Source organism: Streptomyces sp. NPDC032198, from assembly GCF_040636975.1.
Classification (GTDB): Bacteria; Actinomycetota; Actinomycetes; order Streptomycetales; family Streptomycetaceae; genus Streptomyces.
Window position 1 is genome coordinate 1,023,389 of record NZ_JBEZVL010000001.1, and the last position, 20,484, is coordinate 1,043,872.

General features: G+C 70.9%; 19 protein-coding genes and 2 tRNA genes. 5 read left to right on the forward strand and 16 right to left on the reverse strand.

Annotated features, from left to right (window positions below):
- Positions 1-520 precede the first annotated feature (520 nt).
- From AB0E78_RS04635 to leuS, 3 genes are all read right to left on the reverse strand, one after another.
- Positions 521-1,366 (reverse strand): DegV family protein, encoded by an 846-nt coding sequence (locus AB0E78_RS04635; RefSeq protein WP_361828173.1) that lies wholly within the window; start codon positions 1,364-1,366, stop codon positions 521-523.
- 99 nt (positions 1,367-1,465) lie between these two features.
- Positions 1,466-2,215 (reverse strand): hypothetical protein, encoded by a 750-nt coding sequence (locus tag AB0E78_RS04640; RefSeq protein ID WP_361828176.1) that lies wholly within the window; start codon positions 2,213-2,215, stop codon positions 1,466-1,468.
- A gap of 131 nt (positions 2,216-2,346) precedes the next feature.
- Positions 2,347-5,250, reverse strand: a complete 2,904-nt coding sequence (gene leuS, locus AB0E78_RS04645) for a leucine--tRNA ligase (RefSeq protein WP_361828179.1) — start codon at positions 5,248-5,250, stop codon at positions 2,347-2,349.
- 414 nt (positions 5,251-5,664) lie between these two features.
- On the opposite strand from leuS, the gene AB0E78_RS04650 reads away from it, so the two are divergent.
- Positions 5,665-6,906, forward strand: a complete 1,242-nt coding sequence (locus AB0E78_RS04650; protein WP_361828182.1) for a ferric reductase-like transmembrane domain-containing protein — start codon at positions 5,665-5,667, stop codon at positions 6,904-6,906.
- Positions 6,903-8,498 (forward strand): NADH-ubiquinone oxidoreductase-F iron-sulfur binding region domain-containing protein, encoded by a 1,596-nt coding sequence (locus AB0E78_RS04655; RefSeq protein WP_361828185.1) that lies wholly within the window; start codon positions 6,903-6,905, stop codon positions 8,496-8,498. Before AB0E78_RS04650 ends, AB0E78_RS04655 begins: the two co-directional genes overlap by 4 nt.
- A gap of 75 nt (positions 8,499-8,573) precedes the next feature.
- Here AB0E78_RS04655 and AB0E78_RS04660 read toward each other — a convergent pair.
- Positions 8,574-8,646 (reverse strand) — tRNA-Ala (locus tag AB0E78_RS04660).
- Between the two features lie 111 nt (positions 8,647-8,757).
- Between AB0E78_RS04660 and AB0E78_RS04665 the strand changes: the two genes are divergently transcribed.
- Positions 8,758-9,993 carry a glycosyltransferase 87 family protein gene (locus AB0E78_RS04665; protein ID WP_361828187.1) on the forward strand — a complete coding sequence of 412 codons (1,236 nt, stop codon included), beginning with the start codon at positions 8,758-8,760 and terminating at the stop codon, positions 9,991-9,993.
- Here AB0E78_RS04665 and AB0E78_RS04670 read toward each other — a convergent pair.
- The 3 genes from AB0E78_RS04670 to AB0E78_RS04680 all read right to left on the reverse strand — a co-directional run bounded on the left by AB0E78_RS04670 (position 9,962) and on the right by AB0E78_RS04680 (position 11,943).
- Positions 9,962-10,195, reverse strand: a complete 234-nt coding sequence (locus AB0E78_RS04670) for a hypothetical protein (protein WP_016643127.1) — start codon at positions 10,193-10,195, stop codon at positions 9,962-9,964. The two genes, AB0E78_RS04665 and AB0E78_RS04670, sit on opposite strands and share 32 nt — an antisense overlap.
- Positions 10,196-10,198: 3 nt before the next feature.
- Complete coding sequence (locus AB0E78_RS04675) at positions 10,199-10,390, reverse strand: hypothetical protein (RefSeq protein ID WP_361828189.1); 192 nt, start codon at positions 10,388-10,390, stop codon at positions 10,199-10,201.
- An 86-nt stretch (positions 10,391-10,476) separates the two neighbouring features.
- A complete protein-coding gene (locus AB0E78_RS04680; RefSeq protein ID WP_361828192.1) occupies positions 10,477-11,943 on the reverse strand; it encodes an MFS transporter in 1,467 nt (488 codons plus the stop codon).
- Between the two features lie 112 nt (positions 11,944-12,055).
- On the opposite strand from AB0E78_RS04680, the gene AB0E78_RS04685 reads away from it, so the two are divergent.
- The gene (locus AB0E78_RS04685; protein ID WP_361828194.1) at positions 12,056-12,949 is read left to right on the forward strand and encodes a helix-turn-helix transcriptional regulator; all 894 of its coding nucleotides are present in this window, start codon (positions 12,056-12,058) and stop codon (positions 12,947-12,949) included.
- Here the strand turns inward: AB0E78_RS04685 and AB0E78_RS04690 are convergent.
- The 7 genes from AB0E78_RS04690 to AB0E78_RS04720 all read right to left on the reverse strand — a co-directional run bounded on the left by AB0E78_RS04690 (position 12,941) and on the right by AB0E78_RS04720 (position 17,463).
- Positions 12,941-13,013 (reverse strand) — tRNA-Ala (locus AB0E78_RS04690). The two genes, AB0E78_RS04685 and AB0E78_RS04690, sit on opposite strands and share 9 nt — an antisense overlap.
- A 164-nt stretch (positions 13,014-13,177) precedes the next feature.
- Entirely contained in the window at positions 13,178-13,819 is a 642-nt protein-coding gene (locus AB0E78_RS04695; RefSeq protein WP_361828197.1) for a histidine phosphatase family protein, read from the reverse strand.
- Positions 13,816-14,262: a ribosome silencing factor gene (rsfS, locus tag AB0E78_RS04700; RefSeq protein WP_361828200.1), complete on the reverse strand. Its 447-nt coding sequence runs from the start codon at positions 14,260-14,262 to the stop codon at positions 13,816-13,818. The genes AB0E78_RS04695 and rsfS overlap by 4 nt, the downstream gene beginning before the upstream one ends.
- A 134-nt stretch (positions 14,263-14,396) precedes the next feature.
- Positions 14,397-16,169, reverse strand: a complete 1,773-nt coding sequence (locus AB0E78_RS04705) for an LCP family protein (protein ID WP_361828203.1) — start codon at positions 16,167-16,169, stop codon at positions 14,397-14,399.
- A 16-nt stretch (positions 16,170-16,185) separates the two neighbouring features.
- On the reverse strand, positions 16,186-16,824 hold the full coding sequence (nadD, locus tag AB0E78_RS04710; RefSeq protein ID WP_266867029.1) for a nicotinate-nucleotide adenylyltransferase: 639 nt from the start codon (positions 16,822-16,824) through the stop codon (positions 16,186-16,188).
- Between the two features lie 63 nt (positions 16,825-16,887).
- Positions 16,888-17,049: a hypothetical protein gene (locus AB0E78_RS04715; protein WP_361828207.1), complete on the reverse strand. Its 162-nt coding sequence runs from the start codon at positions 17,047-17,049 to the stop codon at positions 16,888-16,890.
- Between the two features lie 84 nt (positions 17,050-17,133).
- Complete coding sequence (locus AB0E78_RS04720; RefSeq protein ID WP_361828574.1) at positions 17,134-17,463, reverse strand: hypothetical protein; 330 nt, start codon at positions 17,461-17,463, stop codon at positions 17,134-17,136.
- Positions 17,464-17,563: 100 nt separating this feature from the next.
- Here AB0E78_RS04720 and AB0E78_RS04725 point away from each other — a divergent pair, with 100 nt between their 5' ends.
- A complete protein-coding gene (locus AB0E78_RS04725) occupies positions 17,564-18,685 on the forward strand; it encodes a M48 family metallopeptidase (protein WP_361828209.1) in 1,122 nt (373 codons plus the stop codon).
- An 82-nt stretch (positions 18,686-18,767) separates the two neighbouring features.
- On the opposite strand, the gene AB0E78_RS04730 is transcribed toward AB0E78_RS04725, so the two are convergent.
- Together AB0E78_RS04730 and AB0E78_RS04735 are read right to left on the reverse strand one after the other, a co-directional pair.
- On the reverse strand, positions 18,768-19,835 hold the full coding sequence (locus AB0E78_RS04730; RefSeq protein ID WP_361828212.1) for a hypothetical protein: 1,068 nt from the start codon (positions 19,833-19,835) through the stop codon (positions 18,768-18,770).
- 66 nt (positions 19,836-19,901) lie between these two features.
- Positions 19,902-20,474 (reverse strand): hypothetical protein, encoded by a 573-nt coding sequence (locus AB0E78_RS04735; protein ID WP_361828215.1) that lies wholly within the window; start codon positions 20,472-20,474, stop codon positions 19,902-19,904.
- Positions 20,475-20,484 lie beyond the last annotated feature (10 nt).

Consider the following 20,484-nt stretch of genomic DNA (forward strand, 5'->3'; position numbering starts at 1 on the left):
CCGGGGTCTGGGCCGGCGCTTGGTTCAGGTTCTGGGCCGGCGCTTGGACCAGGTTCTGGGCCAGTGCTTGGACCGGGGCCGAGGCCAGGGACCGGACCCGGGCCAACCCCAGCGCCCGGAACCTCCCCCGCAGCAAAAAGTGACTCCGCGCGTTGCCGCAACGCCCGTGCCCGCGCCTCCGCCGAAGCATGTCCCCGCCGGGACACCGCTCGCCTTCGGGTCCGGCGGTATCGCGCACGGCCGTCAGGAGCAGGAGAAGTAGGGCCGCCCGAAGCGCGGCGGCCAGCCGGAGCGCGGCCGTCGGACGCGGGGGCTCGGCCCGGTCCGCTCGTCGCGGCAGGTGTCCTTGAAAGTGATCGAAGTGCCATGCCAACGACGCTAGGCACTGCGGCCCCACCGTGTTGATCTTGGTCAATTCCCGTGGATTACCCGGCAGTTGTGGATAACTCCGTCACCCACACACCCCACCCCGCAACCGCCCGCCCCACCGGCCCCACACCTCACCGCCCCGCCCCGCACATCACCAGGGCGAAACCACAGCCCCCAACAACCCCGGCCCCGTATGCGCCCCGATCACCGCGCCGACCTCGCTGACGTGCAGCTCCGCGAGGCCCGGCACCCGGTCCCTGAGGCGGTCCGCGAGGGTGGTCGCGCGTTCCGGGGCCGCCAGGTGATGCACCGCGATGTCGACGCGGTGCGACCCGGCGCGCTCGACCACGATCTCCTCGAGGCGGGCGATCGCCTTGGACGCCGTCCGCACCTTCTCCAGCATCTCGATGCGCCCGCCGTCCAGTTGGAGCAGCGGCTTCACGGCAAGGGCCGAGCCCAGCAAGGCCTGCGCGGCGCCGATCCGGCCGCCACGGCGCAGATAGTCCAGGGTGTCGACGTAGAAGTACGCGGATGTGTTCGCGGCTCTCTTCTCCGCCGCGGTCACCGCCTCGTCCACCGAGCCACCCGACTCGGCGGCCTCGGCCGCCGCGAGCGCGCAGAAGCCGAGGGCCATCGCGACCATTCCGGTGTCCACCACCCGCACCGGCACCGGCGCGTCCTTCGCGGCGAGGGCCGCTGCGTCGTACGTGCCCGAGAACTCGGCGGACAGATGCAGCGAGACGATGGCCGTCGCACCCGATTCGGCGACCTTGCGGTAGGTCTCCGCGAAGACTTCCGGGCTGGGCCGCGACGTGGTGACGGAACGCCGTTTCTGCAGTGCCAGGGCCAGCGAGCGGGCGGAGATCTCCGTGCCCTCTTCGAGCGCCTGGTCACCGAGGACCACGGTCAGGGGTACCGACGTGATGCCGTGCCGTTCCATCGTCCGCTGCGGCAGATAGGCCGTTGAATCCGTGACGATCGCGACATGACGGGACATGCGGTGGAGATTACCTGCCTGGACCCGACGACGGCAGCCCGGCCCCCAGCGGGTCAGTCTGCCAGTCGCGCTCCCGGCCGTGCCAGGTCACCCGTGCCGTCACGTCGTGCTCTCGGGCCTGGCCTGCTTCTCCCAGGGATAAGCGGGCCGCGGCGTCGGCGGCGTTATGGCGGGCCTCGCCGACTCCGGGCCCGAGGTCTCCGACGGTTCCGAGGGTTCCCTCCACGTCTGCTCGGCACTCCCGCCCGCCGCGTCCGCCGCCGGCTCGGGCTCGGGCCACGCGGCGGGTGTCTGCGTGGGCGACGGCTCCTTCGTCCAGTGCCGCAGGGCGCCCGCCTCGATGTCGATCTGGGTGCTCAGCGAGTCCAGGTCGTCGTCCGCGAACCGGCGGGCCCGGTCCCGCGCACTCCACCGCAGTGAGTCCGCCGCCTTGATGACCTGCTCGGTGCGCTCCCGCAGCGCGGGGAGCCGCCCGGCCATGGCCGCCTTGTCCGGCTCGCGCTCGAGGCGCCGGAGTTCGTCGTCCAGCTCGTGCCCGTGCGCGCTCAGCCGCTCGAAGAGCCCCAGGGACTCCTTCAACGAGGCGTCCTCGGCGACACCGGCCTGCAGCGTCTCCTGCGTGGCCCGCATCGACGTGCGCAACGAGAGCCGCAGCTGGGCCAGTTCGCCCGCGGCGCCGATCTGTCCGAAGCTCTTGGCCCGGAGCGTCGTGTCCTCCACCGTCCGGCGGGCCTGCGAGATCGTGCGGTCCACTCCGCGCTTGGCGGCGCCGATCGCCTTCACCGTCATGTACGCACCAAAGGCGACGAACAGCACGAGCAGCGCCACGATCGCGATCACGGCTTCCATGACGCTCCTCCCAGGTCCTGCGGCGAGTTCCGCACCGGCCCTTCCACGGTAAACGCAAAGGGCAGGCGGAGGGTTCCAGCGGAACCCCCAACCTGCCCGTAGGGGACTACCCTCATGCCCCCTGCGCGGCTCTAGGCCGGAACGATGTTCACCAGCTTCGGCGCCCGCACGATGATCTTGCGGATGCCGGCGCCGTCCAGCGCGGTCAGCACCCTCTCGTCACCCATGGCCACCTTCTCCAGCTCCTCGTCCGAGATCGACGGGGAGACCTCCAGACGCGCCCTGACCTTGCCCTTGATCTGCACGACGCAGGTCACGGTCTCGTCGACGACGTACGCCGGGTCGGCCACGGGGAAGTCCCGGTGGACGACCGAGTCGGTGTGGCCCAGCTTGCGCCACAGCTCCTCGCCGACGTGCGGGGCCAGCGGAGCGATCAGCAGCACCAGGCGCTCGGCGACCGAGCGCGGCAGCGTGCCGCCTTCCTTGGTCAGGTAGTTGTTCAGCTCGGTGATCTTGGCGATGGCGGTGTTGAACCGCATGCCGTCCAGGTCCTGGCGGACGCCGTCGATCGCCTTGTGCAGGGCGCGCAGCGTGCCCTCGGCGATGTCGGACTCCGCGACGTCCGTGACGGTGACCTCACCGGTCGACTCGTCGACGATCAGCCGCCACATCCGCTGCAGCAGGCGGTACTGGCCGACCACCGCGCGCGTGTCCCACGGGCGCGAGACGTCCAGCGGGCCCATCGCCATCTCGTACAGGCGCAGGGTGTCCGCGCCGTACTCCTCGCAGATCTCGTCCGGAGTGACGGCGTTCTTCAGGGACTTGCCCATCTTGCCCAGCTCGCGCTTGACCGGCTCGCCCTCGAAGAAGTACTGGCCGTCGCGCTCCTCGACCTCGGTCGCCTGGACCGGGAAGCCACGGCTGTCGCGGTAGACGTAGGCCTGGATCATGCCCTGGTTGAACAGCTTGTGGAACGGCTCGGCGGACGAGATGTGCCCCAGGTCGAACAGCACCTTCGACCAGAAGCGGGCGTACAGCAGGTGCAGCACGGCGTGCTCGGCGCCGCCCACGTACAGGTCGACGCCGCCGGTCGGCTGGCCCTCGCGCGGGCCCATCCAGTACTGCTCGACGGCGGGGTCGACCAGTTGCCGGTCGTTGTGCGGGTCCAGGTAGCGCAGCTCGTACCAGCAGGAACCGGCCCAGTTGGGCATGGTGTTGGTCTCGCGGCGGTACTTCTTGGGGCCGTCGCCCAGGTCCAGGGTGACGTTGACCCAGTCCTCGTTGCGGGACAGCGGCGTCTCCGGGGAGGTGTCCGCGTCGTCCGGCTCGAAGGTGCGCGGGGAGTAGTCGTCGACCTCCGGCAGTTCCAGGGGCAGCATCGACTCGGGCAGCGAGTGGGCGATGCCGTCCTCGTCGTAGACGATCGGGAAGGGCTCGCCCCAGTAGCGCTGGCGGCTGAACAGCCAGTCGCGCAGGCGGAAGTTGACGGTGCCCTCGCCGATGCCGCGCGTGGCCAGCCAGCCGGTGATGCGGGCCTTGGCGCCGGCGACATCCATGCCGTCCAGCGAGATCTCCGCGTTCGCGGAGTTGACCAGCTTCGCCTCGTAGGAGGAGAAGGCGTCGTCCCACGTCGACGTGTCGGTGCCGCGGCCGTCGGACGGCTCGACCACGCAGCGCATCGGCAGGTGGAAGGCGCGCGCGAAGGCGAAGTCACGGCTGTCGTGCGCCGGGACGGCCATGATCGCGCCGGTGCCGTAGCCCATCAGTACGTAGTCGGCGATGAAGACCGGGACCTGCTCGCCGCTGACCGGGTTGGTGGCGTAGACGCCGGTGAAGACGCCGGTCTTCTCCTTGGCGTCGGCCTGGCGCTCCACGTCGGACTTGGAAGCGGCGAACGCGCGGTACTTGGCGACGGCCTCGGCCGGGGTGGCGTGCCCGCCGGTCCACGTCTCGTGGGTGCCCTCGGGCCAGGCGTCGGGGACGAGCTTGTCGACCAGTTCGTGCTCGGGCGCCAGGACCATGTAGGTGGCGCCGAACAGGGTGTCCTGGCGGGTGGTGAAGACGGTGATCGCGTCGCCGTCCTCGGAGCCGACGGGGAAGTCGACGCGGGCGCCCTCGGAGCGGCCGATCCAGTTGCGCTGCTGCAGCTTGATGGCCTCGGGCCAGTCCAGTGCGTCCAGGTCGTCGAGCAGGCGGTCCGCGTAGGCGGTGATGCGCATGTTCCACTGGCGCAGCTTGGCCTTGAAGACGGGGAAGTTGCCGCGCTCGGAGCGTCCGTCGGCGGTGACCTCCTCGTTCGCCAGGACGGTGCCCAGGCCGGGACACCAGTTGACGGGGGCGTCGGAGGCGTACGCCAGGCGGTACTGGCTCAGGACCTCCGCGCGCTCGGCGGCGTCCAGTTCGCTCCACGCGCGCGTGGTGCCGGGAACGGCGCGCTCACCGCTGTCGAACTGGGCGACCAGGTCGGCGATGGGGCGGGCCTTCTGGGCGTCGGCGTCATACCAGGAGTTGAAGATCTGTACGAAGATCCACTGGGTCCACTTGTAGTAGTCCGGGTCGATCGTCGCGAAGGAGCGGCGCTTGTCGTGGCCCAGGCCCAGACCGCGCAGCTGCGACTTCATGTTCTCGATGTTGGCCTCGGTGGAGACCCGGGGGTGCGTGCCCGTCTGTACGGCGTACTGCTCGGCGGGCAGGCCGAAGGCGTCGAAGCCCAGGGTGTGCAGGACGTTGTGGCCCGTCATGCGCCGGAAGCGCGCGTAGACGTCGGTGGCGATGTATCCCAGCGGGTGGCCGACGTGCAGGCCCGCGCCGGAGGGGTACGGGAACATGTCCATGATGAACTGCTTGGGCTTGGCGACCAGCGCGGCCTGCGCGTCGCCGTCCGCCGCCAGGTCACCGCTCGGGTTGGGCGCCTCGTACGTGCCGTCGGCGTCCCAGAAGTCCTGCCAGCGTGCCTCGATCTCGGCGGCCAGGGCGGCCGTGTAGCGGTGCGGTGCGGCCACCTCGGAGGCGGCAGCAGAATTCGTCTCGCTCATGATTCTCAAAGCTCCATCGATCGTCTCTGCCTGCGGAAATGACCGTCCTGGCCAAATGAAAAAGCCCCTCACACAGGAGGGGACGCCGCGCCGATGCCGACCGCGATTTTCCGGCGGTCGGGACTGATCAGCGCGGCCCGCTAAGCAGAAGGCGTACGGCACGCATGGCGTCAGGGTACCGCAGCGCCCGCGCGGCCCGCGACGAGGTTCCACCGTGCCGCCCACGGCCGCTCCGGAGTCTCCCGGAGACGCGGAACCTGACCTTTGGCCAAGGGTTACCCCGCGTACCGACCTCTATCGGGGCAACACCAAGATCGCATCGCTTTTAGATAACGACGCAATAACTCAAACCTCGTACTCACTGGTATGCGGCCACTTAGCATGCGGCGATCGAGCCATTTCGGAGTCGCCCCCATGAACCCTCTGAATCCGCATCGTCAGAGCCGCACCAACCGCTCCAACCGTTCAAGCCGCAAGAGCCGTTCGTTCGCAGCCTTCCCCGAACCGAGCAGAACCACGCGCGGAGTCCTGACGACCGCCGCACTGCTGCTCATACCCCTGCTCGTGATCCTCGGGAGCGACGCCTTCCGCGCCGCGCTCGACTTCACCACCGGCGTCCTGTCCCTGGTCTCCCTGACCGCCGCCGTCGTCTGGGGCCTGGTCGCCACCGACCGGATCTTCCTGCACTCCCGTCAGCGACTGCTCGCCCAGGCCGTGCACCGGGCCACCGCCGTCGCCTCCATCGGTTTCCTGCTGCTCCACGTCACCGTCAAGCTCACGCTCGACCACGTGTCGCCGGTCGGCGCCCTCATCCCCTTCGGGCTCGGCTTCTCGGGCAGCGACGGGCTGATCGGCCTCGGTTCGCTCGCCGGGCTCCTCATGGTGGTCACCGGCGTCACCGGGGCCCTGCGCAGCGCCTTCGCCTCCCCGGCCCAGGTCGCGTCGCGCTGGCGGGCGCTGCACATGCTCGCCTACCCCGCCTGGTGTTCGGCACTGATCCACGGCCTGTACGCGGGACGCGCCCCGAAGCCGTACGTGATCGTCCTGTACAGCCTCTGCCTGGTCGCCGTCGCGGGTGCGGTCGCGCTGCGCGCCTCCCCTCTCCCGATCAAGCGAAAGGTGGCCGCCCGGATCCTGGCCGTCCTCGAACCGGAGCGCAGGCTGGGCGGCAGGGAGCCCGCCCGCCGGGACACCGCCGAATCGCCGCTCCCCGGCACGGCCGCCGCTCCCGGCCGTGCCCCCGAATCCGAGTCCGACCCCGCCGCCCCGGTGGTCGGCATCGCGGCGGCCTACCGCGTCCTCGCCTCCACCAACCAGCCCACGGAGGTCGTGTCCAGCACCGACCCACCGCCGCCCCGCTGGCCGGCCCCGTCCCCGCCGCCCCCGGCCGAGGCTCCTCACATCCCGTACGACGCCTCGTACCACAGGGACACCTCGTACGACACCCACTCCCAGGCGTACGGCTCCGAGGACACCGCCTACCGCTCCCACGACACCGCGTACGACCCGCCGTACGGCGAGGTCCCTCATCCCCCGTACGAGGCCCCGTACCAAGCCCCGTACGACAGCGGCCCCGCCACTGAGCCGCTGCCCCACACCTTCCAGGCGCCGAGTTCGGGCGAGCCCTGGAACGCCGCCACCGGAGGACCCAAGTGAACGCGTCGCTGCCCGACGTCCCCGAAGTCCGTGTCGTCGGGCTTCCGCTCCTGACCTCGGGCTTCGACCTGGTCGAGCGCCTCGATCTGGCGATGCACCTGAAGGTGCACGGCCCGCTCGAACCCATGGCGGGCGAGTCCCTCGCCACCCTCTCCGAGGCGATCTCGCTGCGCGGCAGGGGCGGCGCGGGCTTCCCCTTCGCCAAGAAGCTGCGCTCGGTCGCCGACGCGGCGATACGCCGCGGGGTGCGCCCCGTGGTCGTCGTCAACGGCAGCGAGGACGAACCCGCCTGCCGCAAGGACACCGTCCTGATCAACCGGGCCCCGCACCTCATCCTCGACGGCGCGCTCCTTGCCGCCGAGGCCCTGGGCGCCCGCACGCTCGTCGTGGGCGTGACCCGGGACTCCACGGAGTCCTCGATGCTCGCGGCGCTCGCCGAGCGCGGCCTGACCAACCGTCGCGGATCGAGCATCCGCGCGCGCGTGCAGCGCAATCCGGTGCGCATGGTGACCGGTGAGTCGTCGGCCCTGGTGCGCTCGGCGGACGGCGGCCCGCCCATGCCGCCGGGACGCAAGGTGCGCACCTCCGAGTCCGGGGTGGGCGGCGCGCCCACCCTGCTGTCCAACGCGGAGACCTTCGCCCAGCTCGCGGTCGCCGCCCGGATCGGCCCCGACCGCTACTGCCGCACCGGTCTGCGGGAGGAGCCGGGCACGGTGCTGCTCACCGTCTCCGGAGCCGTCGCCAGACCCATGGTGGTCGAGGTCCCCACGGGGGTGCCCCTGCGGTACGTCCTGCAGCTGGCCGGTGCCCCGCCGCTCCCCCAGGGCGTCCTGACGGGCGGCTATCACGGCAAGTGGCTCGACGCGGTCACCGCTCATGACGCGGTCGTCTCACGCGCCTCCCTGGAGGCCTGCGGCGGCGCGCTGGGCGCGGGCGCGATCCTGCCGATCGGCCCCGGCACCTGCCCGCTCGGTGAGGCGCTGCACGTGGCGAACTGGCTGGCCTCCGAGAGCGCCGGTCAGTGCGGCCCCTGCTACCTGGGCCTCCCCGCGGCGGCCCGCGGCCTCGCGGACGTCCTGGACGGTGGCGGACCCACCGCCCTGGAGGCGCTGCGCGAGGTGACACGGGCCGTGAAGCGACGCGGCGCCTGCAAGCACCCGGACGGCACGGCGGCGTTCATCGAGTCCACCATCTCGGCGTTCACGGACGACCTCGCCGCGCACGTCCTCGGCGGCGGCTGCGGCCGTCCCGTGGAGGGCGTGCTGCCCCTCCAGGAGGAGCTGCCGCAGGCGGAGGCCCCCAGTGGCCGCAGGCTCGCCGTCGACTGGACGCTCTGCCAGGGCCACGGGCTGTGCGCGGACATCATCCCCGAGCTGATCCAGCTGGGCCCCGACGGCTTCCCCGGTGTGGCGGAAGCGTCCGTACCGCGGTACTCCGAAGCGCGTGCCGCACGTGCCGTACGCCGCTGCCCCGCGCTCGCGCTGCGCGTCGAGGAGGACCCGTCCGTGCCCTCGCCGCGCACGGCACTGCCGCTCGCGCTGCCGCCGGGCCGCGGCCGTGGCCGCAGGGCGCTCGGCAGCGGACGACAGTGAGCCGCCCGGAAACAGTCGCCTAGAGGACACACGAAAGCGGGCCACCCGATCCGGGTGGCCCGCTCTCATCTGCTGTGGAGCTAAGGAGAATTGAACTCCTGACCTCCTGCATGCCATGCAGGCGCTCTACCAACTGAGCTATAGCCCCTTGCTTGTCCGCCCGGTTCCCCCGGCGACTTCGTAAACATTACACGGTCATCCCCGTGCTCCACCAAATCGTTTCCGGTCTGTACGGATACGGGCGGTACTGTCAGCCTTCGTGACCGTGATCGCGCTTGTCGGCGCCCGCCGCCGCGTGCCCCTCGCCGCCGCAGCGTGCCTGCTCTCCTTCACGGCCTTCTGGCTCGCGCAGCGTGCCGCGGACGTCTCGATGATCGACTTGATGGTCTACCGCGCCGAGGGCGAGACCGTGCGCGCGGGCGGCGACCTCTACGCGCTGCGCACCACCGAGGCTCATCTGCCCACCACGTACCCGCCGTTCGCCGCCCTCCTGTTCACGCCGCTGACGCTCCTGGACACGGCGGACATGCGCACGCTGGCGACGCTGGGAAACCTGCTCCTCCTGGTGGCCTTCGCGCACCTCTCCCTCCGGCTCGTCGGGCCCGTCCCGGGCGCGGGGCACGCGCGCGTGGAGACCGCACTGTGGGTGTCCGCGCTCGCGGTCTGGGCGGAACCGGTGTGGACGACCCTGCGGTACGGCCAGATCAATCTGCTGCTCGCCGTCCTGGTCCTGTGGGATCTGTCCCGGCACCCCGGCCGGCGTTGGTCGGGCCTGGGCATCGGCATCGCGGCGGCGATCAAGCTCACTCCCGCGCTCTTCGCGGTGTTCTTGCTGCTCACCGGTGCCGCCGAGGCCGTCCGGCGCGGGCGCTGGCAGGAACCCGTGCGCCACGCGTGCGTGGCGGCCGTCTCGTTCGCCGGTGCGACGCTGCTCGCGGCGGCCCTCCTGCCGTACGACTCCCGGCGCTTCTGGAGCCGGATGGTCTTCGAGGCGGGCCGTGTCGGGCTCCCCGAGGACACCGCGAACCAGTCACTGCGCGGGGTGCTCGCCCGGCTCCTGCACACCGCGGAGCCCGGCGTCTGGTGGGCGGTGACCGCGACGGCGGCCGGCGTGCTCGGCCTCGCGGTCGCGGTGCGCGCGGCGCTGCGCGGGGAGCGCGCACGGGCGGCGGTGAGCTGCGCGGCGACGGCGCTGCTGGTCAGCCCGGTGTCGTGGTCGCACCACTGGGTGTGGTGCGTGCCGATGGCTCTGCTCGTGTGGACGGAGGCGGTGCGCCGGGGCGGCCGGGCCCGGTGGGCGGCCACCGGCGCCGTGGTCCTCGTCTTCTGTTCGTACGCTCTGTGGTGGGTTCCCCATGGGGTGGGACGGCTGGAACTCGGCCAGAATTATGGCGAGATGACGCTGTCCGCCCTCTACGTAGGGACCGCTTTCGCGTTCCTGGCGCAAGGAGCAGGGCAGTGGATCAAGCCGTGGCGAAGGAATAGAAGCGCTTGAGCGTGCAGTGTTCGTCGAGCAGCCGGCCATAGATCGGCTCCCCTTCGAGTTCGCGGTACGTCTCGATGGGGTCGCCCTTTATGATCAGCGCCCGCGCACACTCCTCGCACCAGTACTGATAGTCCGGGTTGACCGGTTCCATGTCGCGGACGATCGGCGTACCACTGCCGCACCAGTCGCACTTCCGCCTGTGTGCACCCATCGATCAGCTCCAGCTGCGGCCGCAGGCCGTGCACACGTACGAGACACCGCCGTTGTCGCCGAGCACTTGGGCGACATGGGACGAACCGCAGGACGGACAGGTGAGGTCGGCGATCGCCGCGAAGGGAGAGGCAGCGCGTCGCGACGCGGCCACGGCGATGGGGCCGTCGGCCCCATCGAGGATGCTCGCAGGCATCGCTCTCCCTCCCGTCGGGTCACATTCGGTGGTCTGGTGCGGTCCCCTTCCGGCTGTCCGATTCTGCCACGGCCTGAGCGACCCGGTCAGCGACGCACTCGTACCAGTCCGGACACGGCGCCCAGTGCGGCCGCCCCGGCCAGGGCGTATGTGCACACCAGAAGGGCGTCTGCGGATGAATACGCCCCCGGAGCCCCTTGTGACTCAAGCCGGTTGAGAAAAAGTGCGCCATAACAGGCGACGCCGATCAGCTGGCCGAGCTGAGCGACCGTCGACAGGAGGCCGCTGGCGTCCGCCGCGTCCTCGGGACGCACCGTGGAGAGCGCCCGGGTGAGGGTCGGGCTGAACCCCAGGGAGAGACCCGCACCGATGGCCACGAAGGCCACATACAGCCACGGTCCGCCTTCTCCGCCGTCCCGGAGCAGCAGGCCCACGCAGGCCGACGCGACGGCGGTGAGCGCGAACCCACCGGGGATCAGCGCCCGTTGGAGCGCCGCGGGCCAGCGGCGCCACGTCAGGCCGACCACGCCGAAGACCACCGCGGTCGGCGCGAACGTCAGACCGGCCCGCAGCGCGCTGTAGCCGAGTCCGCCCTGGATGTGCAGCGTGAGCACGAACAGGAAGCCCGCGTTGACCCCCATCACCGCGGCGATCCGGAAGACCGCGAGGCCCATGCCGGGGATGCGCAGGACCCTCGGCGCGATGAGCGGGGCACCGCCGCCGCGGGCGAGCCGGGACTCGTACGCGCAGAAGACGGCGAAGAACACCGCGGCGGAAGCCAGCGAGAGCCAGGACCACAGCGGCCAGTCCTCCTGCTGGCCGAGCACCAGCGGCACGGTGAGCAGCGACACAGCGGCACCGAGCAGGACGAGCCCCGGCAGATCGAGCCCACGCCCGGCTCCCGGCTTCCCGGCGTCACGCGGCAGCACGCGCCGCGCCATGATCAGCAGGACCACGCCCACCGGCACGTTCACCAGGAACACCGGACGCCATCCCGTGCCGAAGAGGTCGGCGCTGACCAGGACCCCGCCGAGCACCTGCCCCGCGGCGGCACCGACGGCGAGCACGGCCGCGTACGCGCCGAGCGCCTTCGTGCGCTCCTCGCCGGTGAAGTTGCGCTGGATCAGGCTGAGCACCTGCGGGATGAGCAGCGCCGAACCCGCGCCCTGCAACAGCCGGAAGGCGATCAACTCGCCCGTGCCCTGGCTGAGTCCGCAGGCGAGCGAGGCGACGGTGAACACCGCGAGGCCCATGAGGTAGACGCGACGGTGCCCGAGGCGGTCACCGAGCCGCGCACCGGTGATCAGGAGCACGGCGTACGTGATGGTGTAACCGGCGATCACCAACTGCAACCCGGCGCCCGACGCGTGCAGTTCGGTGCGGATGGTCGGCGCGGCGACATTGACGATGAAGACGTCCAGCAGCGCCATGAACTGCGCGGCGATGACGACGGCGAGCAGCCGCCCGGGGCGATTGTCAGTGCCGGGGGCTTTACTGGTTGTGGGACTCGAACCGGCGGGATCCGCCGCGGTGGACGGGGTGGTGGTTGTCATGACACCGAGCGTGGCGGCGAGTTGGTACGGGTAACGAGAGCCCGCTGATGCTGGTACTGGCAGCACCTGGCAAGGCTCGGGGCGAGGGCCGACGATGGGGGATGTGACGACGATGGGGACGACTCAGCGACGGCGGCCGGAGCTCGCCGCCTTCCTGCGCGGCCGCAGGGCCAGGGTGACACCGGCCGACGTAGGCATGCCGCCGGGCCTGCGCCGCCGCACGCCCGGCCTGCGCCGCGAGGAGGTCGCCCAGCTCTCCGGAGTCGGCGTCACCTGGTACACGTGGCTGGAGCAGGGCCGTCCGATCAACGCCTCGGCTCAGGTCCTGGACGCCGTGGCGCGCACGCTCCGTCTCGACAAGGCGGAGCGCGAGCACCTGTACCACCTGGCCGAGGTGCCGTACGAGCCGGACCGCAGGACCGCGTCCCCCGCGGCCGTCGGCCCGGAGATCCAGGGCATTATCGACGCGCTCGACCCGCACCCGGCGGTGGTCTACAACGAGCGGTACGACATCCTCGCCACCAACCCCGCCTACCGGGACCTGTTCTTCGTCCCGCAGCTGGAGGCCTTCGGGGTGCCGAACGTGTTGTGGACGCTGTTCATCGCGCCGGACCCGGTCTGCCCGCTGGTCTTCCGCGACGAGGAGCTGCCGGTGATGGTGGCCACGCTGCGCGGTTCGTACGGACGGCATGTGGGCGAGCCCGCCTGGGAGGAGTTCATAGGCCGCCTGTCCGCCGCCAGCGCGCACTTCGCCGAGCTGTGGGAGAGCGGCGTCGTGGCGCCGCCGGGGCCGCGCGTGAAGACGTTCCGGCACGAGGCGGTCGGCGAGCTGCGGATGACGTCGGTCTCGCTGTCCATCAACGGCATGCCGGAGTGCCGGATCGTCGCGTATACCCCGGACGACGAGGAGAGCCGTCTGCGCGCCGCCGAGCTCCGTGCGCTCAGACCGGCGGAAACGGAAGGATCCCGCCCTCTGATGAGGACGGGATCCGGATTGTGGAGCTAAGGAGAATTGAACTCCTGACCTCCTGCATGCCATGCAGGCGCTCTACCAACTGAGCTATAGCCCCGTGTGCCATGCGGCGGAGCCGCATGATGTTCGGTCCCGCTCGGCGGGCGAACAAGAAGAACTTTAGCCTGCGCCGGGCCGGAATGTGAAATCCGGGTGACGGGCCCTTCCGGGCCCTCCCACCAGCGGCTCTGGCACCGCTCTCGCACCCGTCCCGGTGCAGGGCTAATCGTCGTCGCCGAGCACCGGCTCCGGCAGGGTGCCGGCGTTGTGCTCGAGCAGGCGCCAGCCCCGCGCGCCCTGGCCGAGCACGGACCAGCAGCAGTTGGAGAGCCCGCCGAGGCCCTCCCAGTGGTACGACTCCAGGCCGAGGAGACGGCCGATGGTCGTGCGGATCGTGCCGCCGTGGCTGACCACCACGAGCGTGCCGTTCTCCGGCAGCTTCTCGGCATGGCGCAGCACGATCGGCGCGGCCCGGTCGGCGACCTCGGTCTCGAGCTCGCCGCCGCCCCGGCGCACCGGTTCGCCGCGCTTCCACGCGGCGTACTGGTCGCCGAAGCGCGCGATGATCTCGTCGTGCGTCAGGCCCTGCCACTCACCGGCGTATGTCTCCTGGAGACCCTGCTCGTGCTGGACGGGCAGGCCGGTGAGGGTCGCGAGTTCGTTCGCGGTGGCCGCCGCCCGCTTGAGGTCGGACGCCACGATGGCGTCCGGCTTCAGCGAGGCGAGCAGCCGGGCGGCGCGCCTGGCCTGCGCGACACCCGTGTCGGTCAGCTCGATGTCCGTGGAGCCCTGGAAGCGGCGTTCCAGGTTCCAGGCCGTCTGGCCGTGCCGCCACAGGATGATCCGGCAGCCGGGGCTGGTCACCGAAGCTCACCGTCCAGGTCGGCTGCCTCCTCCGCGGCGCGCTGCTCGGCGTGCTCGGCGGCCTTGCCGCGGGTCGCGACGGCGTCCGCGGGCAGCTCGATCTCGGGGCAGTCCTTCCACAGGCGCTCGAGGGCGTAGAAGACACGCTCCTCGCTGTGCTGGACGTGCACCACGATGTCCACGTAGTCCAGGAGGACCCAGCGGGCTTCGCGGTCGCCCTCGCGGCGCACCGGCTTGACGCCGAGCTCCTTGCTGAGCCGCTCCTCGATCTCGTCGACGATCGACTTGACCTGGCGGTCGTTGGGCGCGGAGGCGAGCAGGAAGGCGTCGGTGATCGACAGCACGTCACTGACGTCGTACGCGATGATGTCGTGCGCGAGCTTGTCGGCGGCCGATTGCGCGGCGACCTTGATGAGCTCGATGGAGCGGTCCGTGGCGGTCACAGTTGAGCTTTCCTTCAGGTGGTCAAGACACCCCAAGGGTCTCACGGACCGCCGACACCACCCCCGGCGATCGCTCGATCACCCTGTCTGCTGCGTCACCCCGGCCGGAAAGGCTCCCGGCCGGGGCCCGCGCGTCAGCCCGCCTTGTAGTCCTGGCCGAGGACGACCGACACATCCGCGTTCGGTGCGGTCTTGCCCTTGCGGACCGCGCCGGCCGGCAGGCCGAGGGTCTTGGCGACCTCGGTGGCCTGCGTCTTCTTGTCCGCGTCGGCGTACGTGACCTGCGATGCGGCCTGGGCTCCGGAGCCCGCGCCGCCGTCCACGAAGGTGTAGCCGCCGTTGACCAGCGAGATGCGCGCTTCCTGCCCGGCGCCCTTGCTGCCGGACGCGTTCTTGACTCCGACCCGTACGGCCGCGTCCTTGTCCGGGTTCTTGACCGCGCCGCCCAGGACGTTCTTGACCACGCTCGCGCCGGCCTTCTCCGACAGCGTCCCGTCCTGCTGCACCGGGAGGAGCTGCGTGGCGTAGTCGCCGCCCTTCGCACGGTCGGCGAGCTTGGCGAGGAAGGCGCCGAGGTCCTTCTCCTTGAGGGACGGGTCCAGGATCTGGGCCAGCGACTGCACGGTGGTCGTCGCGGCCTGCGGGTCGGACGACAGCTTCCGCAGGACGCCCTGCATGACCTGCCCGAACCGGGCCAGCTGGGCCGTCTCGGACTCGCCGGTCGCGCGGTAGGTGGCGTACGCGACGGCCATCGGGCCGCTCAGGGTCTGCTGCTCGCCCTTCTTGACGAGTGGCGCCTCGCCCTTCTTGGCCTTGGGGTCCGGAACATTGGCGTCCGTGTCGATGTCGATGTTGCCGACCAGCTCGACGAGGTTGTTCAGGTAGGGGGTGTCGAGGCGCCAGGTGCCCTCGACCTGCGTGCCGAGCAGGCTGTCGATCGACTCGCGGGTACCGGTCGAACCGTCGTCGTCGACCGACTTGCCGAGCGTCGTCCCCGCGCCCTCGTCGTCCGTCACGGAGAGGGAGTTGGGCAGCAGGACGGTGGCGCCGCGCTTGGTGGTGGTGTTGTTCACCAGGAGCGCGGTGGACGTGCCGCCGCCCTTGGTGTTGTGCAGGTGGACGACGATCACGTCGCGGTTCTGCGGGCCGGCCGCCGCGTCGCCGCCGCCGGACGCGTCGTCCGAGAGGCCCGGCAGCTTGCCCGCGTACCAGAGGTAGCCGACGCCGCCCGCGATCACGAGCGCGAGCACCACGACGAGGGCGACGACCCTCGAACGCCCGCGCCGCTTGGCCTCCTCGCGCCGCTCGGTGCGGCTCTCGGTGAACTTCAGCCAGTCGATGACGTCTTCGGACTCTTCGTCCGGCTCCTCGATGAAGGAGAACTGCTGGGTCTCGTACGCGGGATCGCGCTCGCGCTCCTGCGGGCGCCGGAGCTCGGGCTCCGCCTCGGGTTCCGGTTCCGGCTGCCGCGACTGCTGCGGGATCCAGCCGGTCTGCGTCTGCTGGGCCTGGGCTGCCTGCTGCTGGGGCTGCTGGTGGGCCTGCTGAGGCTGCTGGTGGGCTTGCTGCTGGTCGTACGTCCCGTACGAAGCGGAGTCGTAGGAACCGGAGCCGTACGAGCCGGTGTCGTACGAGGGGTCGTACGCCGGGACAGGAGCCTGCTGCCCCGTCGCGTACGGGTCGTACCCGTAGCCCTGCGGCTGCTGCTGTTGTTGCTGCTGTTGTTGCTGCTGCTGCGCTTGCTGCTGGGCCTGAACCCCGTACTGGTCGTACGAAGCCGAGGGCTGCACCTGCTGGTACACCGGCTGTCCATACTCGTCGTACCCGACGACCTGGTACTGATCAGCCGCGTACTCGCCCGCATACGGGTCGCCGCCCGCATACGGGTCGTACTGTCGGTCGTTCACCGGTGCCCCTCTCGGCTCAATCGCCGCGGTACAGCTCTCGCTTGTCGATATAACGCACCACACCGTCCGGCACCAGGTACCAGACGGGGTCCCCCTTCGCGACCCGCGCACGGCAGTCCGTGGACGAGATGGCGAGGGCCGGGACCTCCACCAGCGAGACGCCACCCTCCGGCAGGCCCGGGTCGGCCAGCGTATGGCCGGGCCGGGTGACCCCGATGAAGTGCGCCAGGGAGAACAGCTCTTCGGTGTAGCGCCAGGTGAGGATCTGGCCGAGGGCGTCGGCGCCCGTGATGAAGAAGAGGTCGGTGTCGGGATTGAGCGTGCGCAGATCGCGCAGCGTGTCCGTCGTGTAGGTCGGTCCGCCGCGGTCGATGTCGATGCGGCTCACCGAGAACTGCGGGTTCTCGGCCGTCGCGATGACCGTCATCAGATAACGGTCCTCGGCCGGGGACACCACCTTGTCGCTCTTCTGCCAGGGCTGCCCGGTCGGCACGAACACCACCTCGTCGAGGTGGAACTGCGCGGCGACCTCCTGGGCCGCCACGAGGTGTCCGTGGTGGATCGGGTCAAACGTTCCGCCCATGACGCCCAGGCGGCGTTTCCCCTTGCTGGCCGGGCCGGTACCGGGACCGGTAGGCATGTCCTGCTCTCCCATGCGTGCAGACCCTACCGGCCCGGTCGACGGGCTCTGTTTCAGCCGTCCGTTCCGTGAGACCGGTCAGCGGTCGCGGTTGAAGCGGGTGGTGATCCACAGGAGCAGCAGCAGCACGACGAACGCGCCACCACCGGTGATGAGAGGGCTGAGGCTTTCGTGCCTGCCGCCGTGCTCACCCTCGGAGGCGAGAGTGACCAGCTGGGAGGCGGTGCTGTGGAGGCTCATCGTCGGCAGGACCTATCCGGAGGTGGGCGGGACAAAGACTTCCGGGCCATCGTATGCGGGGGCACCGGCAGAGCTCACGTCGACTCAGCTGTTGCGGTCCGCGCGGTCGTTCTCGTCGCCCTCACCGGCACGGCCTTCACGGGGCGCGGCATCCGGCTCGGCATTCGGCGCCGCATCCGGCGCGGCATCCGGCTCGGCAGCCTTGCCGGTGCTCTCGGCGTCGCCGCTCCCGCGCTCGGCGTCCGCACCCTGGCGGTAACCGCGCAGCAGGAACCACGCCACGAGCACGCAGCCGACGACCATGACGATCAGCACGACGCGGAGCAGATTGCCCGCCCCCTGCTCCTTCGCGGCCAGCGCGGCCGCCTCCGTGACCCAGTGGTGGGCTGCGGCGCTGTGCTCCATGACGGGCATGACGGGCGACTCCATTCGCTGTGCTGCCCTGTCACGGTATCTCCGCCTAGGCTGGGGCCCACCTCGGGGGCATGACTGGACGAGCATGGGGGATGGGGCAATGACCGACGACAACGACCACGGCCGGCAGGGCGGTGGCCACGAGAACGTGCCGGGCAGGCAGCGCAGGCGCTTCCCCGGCATCTCGTCACGGGCGTACGAACACCCGGCCGACCGCTCGGCCCTGGTGGCCCTGCGCAGGCTCAGCGGCTTCGACACCGTCTTCAAGGCACTCAGCGGGCTGCTCCCCGAGCGGAGCCTGCGTCTCCTGTTCCTCTCGGACTCCGTACGGGTCTCCGACGCACAGTTCGCGCACCTCAACACCATGCTGCGCGACGCCTGTTACATCCTGGACCTGGAGAAGGTCCCGCCGATGTATGTGAACCAGGACCCGAACCCGAACGCGATGTGCATCGGCCTGGACGAGCCGATCATCGTGGTGACCACGGGTCTCGTCGAGCTGCTCGACGAGGAGGAGATGCGCGCGGTCGTCGGTCACGAGGTGGGCCACGCCCTCTCCGGCCATTCGGTGTACCGGACGATATTGCTCTTCCTCACCAACCTCGCGCTCAAGGTCGCCTGGATCCCCCTCGGCAACGTGGCGATCATGGCGATCGTGACCGCCCTGCGCGAGTGGTTCCGCAAGTCCGAGCTGTCGGCGGACCGGGCGGGGCTCCTGGTGGGCCAGGACCTCAAGGCGTCGATGCGCGGCCTGATGAAGATCGCGGGCGGCAACCACCTGCACGAGATGAACGTGGACGCGTTCCTGGAGCAGGCCAAGGAGTACGAGGCCGGGGGCGACCTGCGCGACTCGGTCCTGAAGATCCTGAACGTCCTGCCGCGTACGCACCCCTTCACCACCGTGCGCGCGGCCGAGCTGAAGAAGTGGGCCGAGACCCGCGACTACCAGCGGATCATGGATGGCCACTACCCCCGCCGCGACGAGGACAAGGACACCTCGGTGTCGGACTCCTTCCGCCAGTCGGCCTCCAGCTACACGGACGACGTCCGCAACAGCAAGGACCCGCTGATGAAGCTGGTCACCGACATCGCGGGCGGCGCGGGCGACCTGGGCGGCAAGCTGCGCGGAAAGTTCACCGGGCAGGGCGGTCAGCAGGGCGGACAGGGCGGGAAGCAGGGCGGCGGCCGGAACGACGACCCGCCGACCGACGAGGCCGGGTAACCCCCGAAGCCGGTCAGGGCCCCTGGGACCCGCAGGACCCGCAGGACCCGCAGGACCCGCAGGACCCGCAGGACCCGCAGGATCAGAGCGAAGGCTGGGCGGCCGCCGAGAGCGAGCCACAGAGCGCCGTGGCATCGCCCGTCGCGTACGGGTCGGTGCCCGCGGGGCCGCCCGCCTTCGCCTTCTGTCCGGCGAGCAGCGGCCGCAGCTGGTTGGCGGCGTCGGCGGAGCAGGCGAGCGGGCCTGCCTGCGTGTACGAGACGAGCAGCTCGGCCTGGCGCATCCGCAGGTCGTCGCGGTCGAAGCGGAACTGCAGCTCGCGGCGGACGGTGAACAGCGAGGCCTTGACGTGCTCGCCCTTGCCGGCCGGCCGCAGCGCGTAGACGAAGGTGTGGTCCGAGGACACCTCAAGGGTGTTCTTGTCCGTCTCGGTGGCGTGCAGCGTGCCGTGGACGCGGATGCCGGGCGAGGCGAGGGCCGTCCTCGTCGGGTCGAACCGCACCAGCCAGCCGGTGGGCGCGTGCCGCCCGTCGGCCGCCGGGTGGGCGAAGCTCTCGTCGAACTGGTCGAGCTGCCGCGGATCGAGCAGAATCCTCGTGGAACGCACAGCACCGCCGGTGAGGACGTCCGGGTCGAGCGACGACTCGACGAGGTAGTCCTTGGCGGTGGTCAGCGCGGTCATCACCTGACCGTCCGAGAAGTGCGAGGTCCGGTGCGCGGCGGGGAGGCTGATGCCCGAAGCGCCCACCCGGAACTGCGCGGCCGGACTGTGCTCGTACAGCTCGGCCGCCTTCTCGGCGCCGGGCACGGGTTCCGGCGGGGCGAGCGGGATGACCGTCATCCGCAGCGGCTCGGGGCGCTGGGCGACCGGGTCCTGGTACGGGTGGCGTACGCCCATGTAGATCGCGGTGCCGAAGGCGACGGCGATCAGCACGACGAGGATCACGGCCTGTTTGGACAGATGCCGGTGGCGCGCCGGACGGCGGCGCACCGCATGGGTGTGGTCACTCATGCGCTCCTGCGCGGAATACTCCTGGAGCCGCGCGGCGCGGACGAACGACTCGTCGAACACGACGGATCGGTACTCGTCCTCACCACCGGCGGGAGCACCCTCGGGTGTCCCCTCAGGTGGTTCTCCTGGCCCGCCCATACCTTCAGGGTAGGTCTCCGCGCGGTCAGGTAAACGCCCTGGTACGCGACAAGTTCTGACAACTTCTCACGGGGTGCGGGGCGTCGCGGACACCGGCGGCGGGCCGTACTCGGCGGACGCGGACGGCTCCGTGGACGCCGGCGGCGGGGAAGGGTCCTGGCGGCCCGTCGACGCACCGCGGTAGACGGCGGTGAAGGCGAGCGCCACCATGCCGATGCCCATCAGTAGGGCGAGCATCCAGGCGACCGGGCGGTGCCAGCGGTTGCGGCCGCCATAGCCCTGCCGGCCGTACCCGTCCTCGGTGAACTCCCGGTCGTACACGTCGTCGAGGTCCGCGTCGTGGCCGAACTCGCCGCCGTCCGGGCCGAAGCCCTCGTCGTAGAAGTCGTCGTCCGCCGCGTCACGGCCCGAGCCCCGGGTGCGGGCCCGGCGGCTCTCGGCCTCGGAGGCCTCGGCCCGCGCCTGGGCGGCGGCCAACAGCCGCTCCACCGCGCTGGGTTCATGTATCTCGGCGGCCTTGACGAAGGCCTCGTCGAAGACCACGGAGGCGAACTCTTCGTCCGCACCCCCGCGGTCGTGGTCGTCGTCGGGCTCCCAGCCGTCCGGAAACGACGGCGTGCCCCCCACGTCCTCCGGCACCCTTCCAGCG

What these genes read in the sequence shown, in the direction of transcription:
- AB0E78_RS04635 (WP_361828173.1), bottom strand. Translation starts at nt 1,366, where the DNA reads ATGTCCCGTCATGTCGCGATCGTCACGGATTCAACGGCCTATCTGCCG.
- AB0E78_RS04640 (WP_361828176.1), bottom strand. Translation starts at nt 2,215, where the DNA reads ATGGAAGCCGTGATCGCGATCGTGGCGCTGCTCGTGCTGTTCGTCGCC.
- leuS (WP_361828179.1), bottom strand. Translation starts at nt 5,250, where the DNA reads ATGAGCGAGACGAATTCTGCTGCCGCCTCCGAGGTGGCCGCACCGCAC.
- AB0E78_RS04650 (WP_361828182.1), top strand. Translation starts at nt 5,665, where the DNA reads ATGAACCCTCTGAATCCGCATCGTCAGAGCCGCACCAACCGCTCCAAC.
- AB0E78_RS04670 (WP_016643127.1), bottom strand. Translation starts at nt 10,195, where the DNA reads ATGGGTGCACACAGGCGGAAGTGCGACTGGTGCGGCAGTGGTACGCCG.
- AB0E78_RS04675 (WP_361828189.1), bottom strand. Translation starts at nt 10,390, where the DNA reads ATGCCTGCGAGCATCCTCGATGGGGCCGACGGCCCCATCGCCGTGGCC.
- AB0E78_RS04680 (WP_361828192.1), bottom strand. Translation starts at nt 11,943, where the DNA reads ATGACAACCACCACCCCGTCCACCGCGGCGGATCCCGCCGGTTCGAGT.
- AB0E78_RS04685 (WP_361828194.1), top strand. Translation starts at nt 12,056, where the DNA reads ATGGGGACGACTCAGCGACGGCGGCCGGAGCTCGCCGCCTTCCTGCGC.
- nadD (WP_266867029.1), bottom strand. Translation starts at nt 16,824, where the DNA reads ATGGGAGAGCAGGACATGCCTACCGGTCCCGGTACCGGCCCGGCCAGC.
- AB0E78_RS04715 (WP_361828207.1), bottom strand. Translation starts at nt 17,049, where the DNA reads ATGAGCCTCCACAGCACCGCCTCCCAGCTGGTCACTCTCGCCTCCGAG.
- AB0E78_RS04720 (WP_361828574.1), bottom strand. Translation starts at nt 17,463, where the DNA reads ATGCCCGTCATGGAGCACAGCGCCGCAGCCCACCACTGGGTCACGGAG.
- AB0E78_RS04725 (WP_361828209.1), top strand. Translation starts at nt 17,564, where the DNA reads ATGACCGACGACAACGACCACGGCCGGCAGGGCGGTGGCCACGAGAAC.
- AB0E78_RS04730 (WP_361828212.1), bottom strand. Translation starts at nt 19,835, where the DNA reads ATGGGCGGGCCAGGAGAACCACCTGAGGGGACACCCGAGGGTGCTCCC.